Origin of the sequence: Kitasatospora sp. NPDC059817, assembly GCF_042731835.1 — a bacterium.
Classification (GTDB): Bacteria; Actinomycetota; Actinomycetes; order Streptomycetales; family Streptomycetaceae; genus Kitasatospora.
The window spans coordinates 1-7,997 of record NZ_JBHWIR010000210.1; the positions used below are offsets into that span (position 1 = coordinate 1).

The window sequence follows — 7,997 nt, forward strand, 5'->3', positions numbered from 1 at the left end:
AACGCGGCTCATCACCCTCGTCGAACACGCCCTCCTCGCCCGACTCCGATGACGGACACGGCCGCGGCCGCGGCCCACGGACCTTCGTTCGGAGGTCTGCGGGCCGCGGCCGCGGCGGGTCGCCCGGCGGGCTGCCCGGTGAGCTACTCGGCGGTCTGGTCGGTGGGCTCCAGGCCGGCCCGGATCAGCCCGTAGGTGTAGGCGTCCTCCAACGCCAGCCAGGAGGCGGCCACCACGTTGTCGGCCACCCCGACGGTCGACCAGGTGGACGTGCCGTCGGTGGACTCGATCAGCACCCGGGTCTTGGAGCCGGTGCCGTGCTGGCCCTCCAGGATGCGGACCTTGTAGTCCACCAGCTCGAACCGGGCCAGCGGCGGGTAGATCCCCTCCAGCGCGGTGCGCAGCGCCTGGTCCAGCGCGTTCACCGGGCCGTTGCCCTCGCCGGTGGCGATCCGGCGCTCCCCCTTCGCCCACAGCTTCACCGTCGCCTCGTTGCCGGTGAACCCGTTCGGGCCCTGCTCGCTGATGGTCCGCCAGGACTCCAGGGTGTAGAAGCGCTCCCGGCCGCCGCGCACCTCGTCGCGCAGCAGCAGCTCGAAGGAGGCGTCGGCGGACTCGTAGGTGTAGCCGAGGTTCTCCTGCTCCTTCACCTTGGCCACCACCCGGCCGGCCAGGTCCCGATCGCTGGACAGGTCGTAGCCGAGCTCCTTGCCCTTGAGCTCGACCGAGGCGCGGCCCGCCATGTCGGAGACCAGCATCCGCATGGTGTTGCCGACCCGCTCCGGGTCGATGTGCTGGTACAGGTCAGGGTCGACCTTGATCGCGGAGGCGTGCAGGCCCGCCTTGTGCGCGAAGGCCGAGTAGCCGACGTACGGCTGGTGGGTGGAGGGGGTCAGGTTGACCACCTCGGCGATCGCGTGCGACAGCCTGGTCATCTCGGCGAGCCGCCCCTCGGGGAGCACCCGCCGGTCGTACTTGATCTCCAGCGCGCCGACCACCGGGAACAGGTTGGCGTTGCCGACCCGCTCGCCGTAGCCGTTGGCGGTGCACTGGACGTGGGTGGCGCCGGCGTCCACCGCGGCCAGCGTGTTGGCCACCGCGCAGCCGGTGTCGTCCTGGGCGTGGATGCCCAGCCGGGCACCGGTGACGGCGAGGACGTCGGCGACGGTCTCCCGCACGCCGGCCGGCAGCATCCCGCCGTTGGTGTCGCACAGCACCACCACGTCCGCGCCCGCCTGGTGCGCGGTGCGGACCACGGCCAGCGCGTACTCGCGGTTCGCCCGGTAGCCGTCGAAGAAGTGCTCGCAGTCGATGAACACCCGCCGTCCCTGCGCGCGCAGGAACTCGACGCTGTCCCGGACCATCTCCAGGTTCTCGTCGAGGGTGGTGCGCAGCGCCAGCTCCACGTGCCGGTCGTGCGCCTTGGCGACGAGGGTGACGACCGGGGCGCCCGAGGCGACCAGCGCGGCCAGCTGCGGGTCCTCCGCGGCCTTGCCGCCGGCCCGGCGGGTGGCGCCGAAGGCGACCAGCCGGGCGTGCCGCAGGTCCAGTTCGGCGGCGGCCCGGGCGAAGAACTCGGTGTCGCGCGGGTTGGCCCCCGGCCAGCCGCCCTCGATGAAGCCCACCCCGAACTCGTCCAGGTACCGCGCGATGGCCAGCTTGTCCGCCACCGTCAGGTTGATGCCCTCCCGCTGCGCACCGTCGCGCAGGGTGGTGTCGAACACGTGGAAACTGTCGTCGGTACGGCTGACCTCGGTCATGACCCCTGGTTCTCCGTTCGGGGAGGTTCGTACTGCTCTGCCGGATTGCGAGTCCCGGCTCCACTGTCCAGCATCCCGCGCGCGGCTCCGGTGTCCCCGAGCCCCTTGTGGGGGCTCTCGGCCGGTCCGGAGGCTGTGTTCATCGGGGCGGTGCCCGAAAAACGAAAAAACCCCTCGCGGGTGCGAGAGGTCTGCGCGCGGGTCTGGACGCTGGTGGTCGCTCCGCATCGGGTCCTGCGGGAGCGGTCACTGCGGACCGGCGCGCCTGCTGCTAATCATCAGCGACAGCGAGGACACGCTCGCAGTCTGGCACACGTCCCGGCATCCGGCCCGCCCGTCTCGCGATGCGGAACAGGGCAGGCCGGAGCGGGTGCCGCCTCAGACGATCTTGTGCAGCCAGCCGTGGGTGTCGGGGGTCTGGCCGCCCTGGATGGCCAGCAGGGCCCGGCGCAGCTCCATGGTGGTCGGGCCGGGCTCGCCGGCGCCGACCGTCCAGTCGGCGGCGGCCGACTTGACCGAGCCGACCGGGGTGATGACGGCGGCGGTGCCGCAGGCGAACACCTCGGTGAGGGTGCCGTCCGCGTTGGCCTGCTGCCACTCGTCGGTGGAGATCTTCCGCTCCTCGACGGCGTAGCCGAGGTCGGCGGCGAGCTGGAGCAGCGAGTCGCGGGTGATGCCGGGCAGCAGGGCGCCGGACAGCTCGGGGGTGACGATCTTCGCGTCCTTGCCCTCGCCGAAGACGAAGTACAGGTTCATGCCGCCCATCTCCTCGATCCACCGGTGCTCGGCGGCGTCGAGCCAGACGACCTGGTCGCAGCCCTTCTCGGCGGCCTGGGCCTGGGCGATCAGCGAAGCGGCGTAGTTGCCGGCGCACTTGGCGGCGCCGGTGCCGCCGGGAGCGGCCCGGACGTACTCCTTGGACAGCCACACCGAGACCGGCTTGACGCCGCCCGGGAAGTAGGCGCCGGCCGGCGAGGCGATGATCATGAACAGGTAGGAGTTGGCCGGGCGGACACCCAGACCGACCTCGGTGGCGAACATGAACGGACGCAGGTACAGGCTCTGCTCGGGCTCGTTCGGCACCCACCCCTGGTCCTGCTGGACCAGCAGCTCGACGGCCTCGACGAAGGTCTCCACCGGCAGCTCCGGCATCGCCAGCCGGCGGGCCGAGGCCTGGAAGCGGGCCGCGTTGGCCTCCGGACGGAAGGTCGCGATGGAGCCGTCGGCCTGGCGGTAGGCCTTCAGGCCCTCGAAGATCGACTGGCCGTAGTGCAGGGTCATGTTCGCCGGGTCGACCTCCAGCGGCGCGTACGGCGCCAGCTGCGCGTCGTGCCAGCCCACGCCCTCGGTCCAACGGATGGTGACCATGTGGTCGGTGAAGACCCGGCCGAAGCCGGGGTTGATCAGCCGGGCCTCGCGCTCCGCGGTGGGCAGCGGGTGGGCGGAAGGCTTGAGGTCGAACGTGATGGGCGCCTGGGTGGGCGTGCTCATGGCTGTTTCCTTCACCGTGGGGTAGGTCCGGGCCGCCACCGCCGGGTGCCCGCCGCGGCCAACCAGCACCGGAACGAACGCACAACGGCACGACCCACTGTCGATACTCGCATCCAGAGGGCCGTGCCGAACAGCTGCCCGCTCCTTGGGGAGCTGCAAGCTGCGGTTATGTGGTGCGGCCCGCCGGGCCGCGACCGTTGTCGGCCCCGGCCCGTGGGCCGGAGTCCGTCAAGCGGATCCGGCCCGTCAGCCGGCTACTCGGGTGACCAGCGCGTCGCCGACCGCGGAGGTGCTGCGGGTGCCGGTGCGCTCGGCCAGGTCCGCCGCGACGGCGGCCTCCACCCGGGCGGCCTCGGCGGCGAAGCCCAGGTGCTCCAGCAGCATGGCGACCGACAGCACGGTGGCCGTCGGGTCGGCCTTGCCCTGGCCCGCGATGTCCGGCGCCGAACCGTGCACCGGCTCGAACATCGACGGGAACTCACCGCCCGGGTTGATGTTGCCGCTCGCGGCCAGGCCGATCCCGCCGGTGACGGCGGCGGCCAGGTCGGTCAGGATGTCGCCGAACAGGTTGTCGGTGACGATGACGTCGAAGCGCTCCGGCTGGGTGACGAAGAAGATCGTCGCCGCGTCGACGTGCAGGTAGTCGGTGGTCACCTCCGGGAACTCCCGGCCGACCTCCGCGAAGATCCGCGACCACAGGTGCCCGGCGTGCACCAGCACGTTGTTCTTGTGCACCAGCGTCAGCTTCTTGCGCGGACGCGCCTGGGCCCGGCGGTAGGCGTCGCGCACCACGCGCTCGATGCCGAACGCGGTGTTCAGGCTGACCTCGGTCGCCACCTCCTGCGGCGTCCCGGTGCGCAGCGAGCCGCCGTTGCCGACGTACGGGCCCTCGGTGCCCTCGCGGACCACCACGAAGTCAATGGTCGGCTCACCGGCCAGCGGGGACTTCACCCCGGGGAACAGGCGGCCCGGACGCAGGTTGATGTGGTGGTCGAAGGCGAACCGCAGCTTCAGCAGCAGCCCCCGCTCCAGCACGCCCGACGGCACGCTCGGGTCGCCGATGGCGCCCAGCAGGATCGCGTCGTGCGACTTCAGCTCGGCCAGCACGCTGTCCGGCAGGGTCTCCCCGGTCCGGTGGTAGCGCCGGGCGCCGAGGTCGTACTCGGTGGTCTCCAGCTTCACCTCGGCGGGAAGCACGGCACCCAGGACCTTGAGACCTTCGGCCACCACTTCCTGGCCGATGCCGTCACCCGGGACAACTGCGAGACGAATCGTGCGAGACATGCTCGGACCCTACTCCGGTGTCCCAGGGGCTGACACCCGGCGTCCACCATCCGGACGGGTCAGGGTGACCGTCAACGGAAACGGCCGCTGAACCGTCAGGCTGCCAGGGAAAGTCCCGCTCTGAACGTAATCGCCGGCAGCCTCATCCAACTCGTAGGCGTAAACCACCGGTTCACGCTGCTCACGCTCGACACGCCAGAAGTAGCGGATCCCGGCAGCGGCGTACTTGCGCGGCTTGACGTCGCGGTCCCGCTCCGCCGATGCCTCCTCGACCACTTCCACGGCCAACAGAACATCCCGGGCCAGCCAGAACGTCTGATCGGGCCCGGTGTCCGCTCGGGCATCGACGACCATGACATCGGGCTCCGGCCGGTTACGGGTGTCGAGCTTCAACCCCATCCGGCAGCAGACCTCCCAACCGTCCGGCACCTGGTCGGCCAGTTGCTGATCCAGCCTGCTGGTCGTCCGGGCATGGAACGTTGTCTGACGGGCGGAGAAGACCAGGCCACCGAAGAGCAACTCGGTGTGGGGCGGGAGATCCCGTAGCCGATCCAGGTCGTCCGCGGTGTAGCCGGTAGCCGGAGGGCGCAGCCACTCCGGCATCGCAAGGTCGAGTTCCCTTTCCACCGGGGCACCGTCGCAGGCCGATCCGCCGGGCTACCACCTCATCACCCCTTCGAGGGAGCGCGGGGGGCCTGATCCGCGCGGGGGGCGCGCTTAGGGTGGCGGGGTCCGGCAATCCCTCGCGGAAACGGGGTCGAGCAGCAGATGGGCGTGCGGCGGCGGGAGGTGCTGGTCTGCGGGAGTGCGGCCGGGCTGGCGGTGGGCGGGTACGCGCTCGCGGTGGGGCTGCGCGGGGTGTGGCCGACGGGGGCGGGCGAGGCCACCCTGCCGTACCACGCCCACCTGTGGGACCTGCTGCACGGGCGGGCCGCCGGAGACCTCCTGTTCAACTGGAACAGCGGCTACGGCGTCCCGTTCCTCGCCGACTTCTTCGCCTACCTGATGAACCCGTTCTCCTGGCCGACCGCCCTCCTCCCCCGCGACCAGGGCCGGCTCGCGCTGCTCCTGGTCACCCTCGCCACCATCGGCCTCGGCACCGCCCTGATGGCCCACCTGCTCGGCCGGCTGCACGCCGGCCCGCACTGGCTGCGGGCGCTCGCCGCCGTCGGGTACGGGCTCTGCGCCTGGGTGCTCGACGTCGGCGGGGCGGCGCCGATGTGGCTCTGGGGCCTGGTCTCGCTGCCGCTGCTCGGCCTGGCCGCCGACTGGTGCCTGCGCGAGCGGCGCTGGGTGGCCGGCTCGCTGTGCGTCACCCTCGCCTGGGCCGGCAACCTGTACACCGCCGCGCTGGCCACCCTGATGGCCGGGCTGCTGCTGGCCGTCCGCCTGTTCGCCACCCCGCGGCCGGTGCGCCACCGGGTCCGGGTCACCGGGCGGGCCTTCACCATGGCCACCACCGGTGTCCTGCTCGCCTCGCCCGTGCTGTTCGTCGCCGTCCGGGCCGCGCACGGCGCCCAGCCGGAGTCCCCGGTGCAGCCGCTCGGCCCGTCCGGGCTCGGCGGGCACCTCGCGCAGTTGCTGCCCGCCACCCACGGCGGGCGGCCGCTGCCGGACGTCGCGATCGGCCTGCTGGGGCTGCTGCTGGTGTGCGGGCTGCCGTTCAACCGGCGGGTGCGGGTACGGGAGCGGGCGGTCTGGTGCGGGGCGCTGGTGCTGGTGGTGCTCAGCTTCGTCTGGACCCCGACCGTGCTGGTCTGGCACGGTCTGGCGATCCCGGCCGGTGGGCCGTACCGGGTCGCGTTCGTGCTCAGCGGCCTGCTGGTGCTGGCGGGCTGGGTGTCGCTGGCGCACCGGCCGGACCGGCTGACCCTGCTGGGCGGCGCCGCCGTGGTCTCGGTGATCGCCGCGCTGGCGGCGGGCCGGCACTCGGTCCGCGCCTCCACCTGGACGCTGCTGGCCGTCGGCGGGGTCGTCCTGCTCGCCGCGCTCCGGACCCTCGACCGCCGGCACACCGACCGCCGGGCCACCGCCCTGGCGACCTGGGTGCTGGCCGGCGTGGTGCTCGGCAACGCCGTCTGGTCCGGGTACGCGGCGCTCGCCGCCGCCCCGGCCGACCCCGCCTCCCCCGCCGCCGTCCGGGCCGGGTACGCGGCGGTGCGCGACGGCGCCGACTGGCCCCGGGGCCGCAGCGACCCCGGCCCGCACGCCTTCACCACCAACGATCCGCTGCTGCTCGACGGCCAGGGCGGCGGCTACTTCAGCGGCTACCTGCCGACCGTCGCCGCCCTGCTGCTGCACGACCTCGGCGCGGGCTGGACGGCGGGCGGGCGGCAGACCGCCAGCGTCACCGACCCGGTCGGGCAGGCCCTGTTCGCCGTCCGCGCCCACCTCGACGACGGGCCGCCCCCGGCCGGCTTCACCCCCGGACGGGCCGCCGCACCGCCGCTGGTCACCGTGCTGCCGCCCGGCGCCCGGCCGGACACCTCCTCGGTCTGGTCCCGGCAGGAGTCACTGCTCGGCAGCCGGGTGTACGAGGCCCCGCTGCCCGTCCCGGCCGGCGGCCCGGCGCCCACCCTGCACGGCACCAGCGGCTGGTCGCTGCCCGGCGGCGCCGAGGGCACCGTCCTCACCGCGGCCTGCACCCCCGGCGGCACGGCCTACTTCCACGGCGTCTGGTACCGGGGCACGGTCAGCGGCCTCGGCACCACCTACCGCAGCGACGGCGAACAGCCCACCACCGCCGTCGCGATCCACCGGCTGGGGCCGGTCCCCGCCGACGGGACGGTCCGGGTGACCCTGCGCTCCGACACGGTCGGCCAGGTCCCGGCCCGTCCGATCGGCTGTCTGCGGCCCGGCGCCCTGGACGCCGCCGTCGCCCGTCTCACCGCCACCGGCGCGACCGGCGTGACGGCCGGCGGGCACACCCTCGCCGCGACCCTCCCGGCCGGCTCCACCGGCACCGCGCTGCTGTCCGTCCCGGCCGCCGAGGGCTGGACCTGCGCGGCGGGCGGCGGCCGGTACGTCCCGCCGACGCCCGTCCTGGGCATGATCGGCGTACCGCTCGGCGCCGGCGCCGACCGCATCGCCTGCTCCTTCCGCCCGCCCGGTCTCACCGAGGGCCTCACCGTCAGCTCCGCCACCGCCGCCGCCCTCGCCCTGGTCGCCGTCTTCACCCGCTTCTCCCGCCGCCCGACCCGCGCCCCCCGCCGCACCCGCCGGCTCGCCGCCCAGGCCGCCGACCGAGGCTGAGGCGGCCGGGCCTGACGCAACCGGGCCTGAGGCAGCCGGGCCGGGCACTGCCGACGGCCGGTGGCACCGCAAGTGGGCCCGCGCCACCGAGGCGCGGCACAACGCGCGAGGGGCGGCCCGCCAGGTCGGCGGGCCGCCCCTCGGACGGGTGCGGTCACGGGAGGCCTGTCACTTATACACAAAATACGCTACCGACGACAAATCAAGAGA

Annotated in this window: 5 protein-coding genes; 1 reads left to right on the forward strand and 4 read right to left on the reverse strand. The window is 73.5% G+C overall.

All coding sequences use genetic code 11. The annotated features are described in order from the left end of the window. Nucleotides 1-143: 143 nt before the first annotated feature. The 4 genes from cimA to ACFV61_RS30600 form a co-directional block, all read right to left on the reverse strand. The gene (gene cimA / locus ACFV61_RS30585; protein WP_380380428.1) at nt 144-1,760 is read right to left on the reverse strand and encodes a citramalate synthase; all 1,617 of its coding nucleotides are present in this window, start codon (nt 1,758-1,760) and stop codon (nt 144-146) included. A gap of 378 nt (nt 1,761-2,138) precedes the next feature. Beyond that, complete coding sequence (locus ACFV61_RS30590) at nt 2,139-3,251, reverse strand: branched-chain amino acid aminotransferase (protein ID WP_063347722.1); 1,113 nt, start codon at nt 3,249-3,251, stop codon at nt 2,139-2,141. Between the two features lie 246 nt (nt 3,252-3,497). Then, nucleotides 3,498-4,535, reverse strand: a complete 1,038-nt coding sequence (locus tag ACFV61_RS30595; protein WP_063347723.1) for a 3-isopropylmalate dehydrogenase — start codon at nt 4,533-4,535, stop codon at nt 3,498-3,500. A gap of 9 nt (nt 4,536-4,544) precedes the next feature. Then, nucleotides 4,545-5,162 carry a Uma2 family endonuclease gene (locus ACFV61_RS30600; RefSeq protein ID WP_380346170.1) on the reverse strand — a complete coding sequence of 206 codons (618 nt, stop codon included), beginning with the start codon at nt 5,160-5,162 and terminating at the stop codon, nt 4,545-4,547. A gap of 141 nt (nt 5,163-5,303) precedes the next feature. On the opposite strand from ACFV61_RS30600, the gene ACFV61_RS30605 reads away from it, so the two are divergent. Further along, nucleotides 5,304-7,787 (forward strand): YfhO family protein, encoded by a 2,484-nt coding sequence (locus tag ACFV61_RS30605; RefSeq protein ID WP_380495138.1) that lies wholly within the window; start codon nt 5,304-5,306, stop codon nt 7,785-7,787. Nucleotides 7,788-7,997 lie beyond the last annotated feature (210 nt).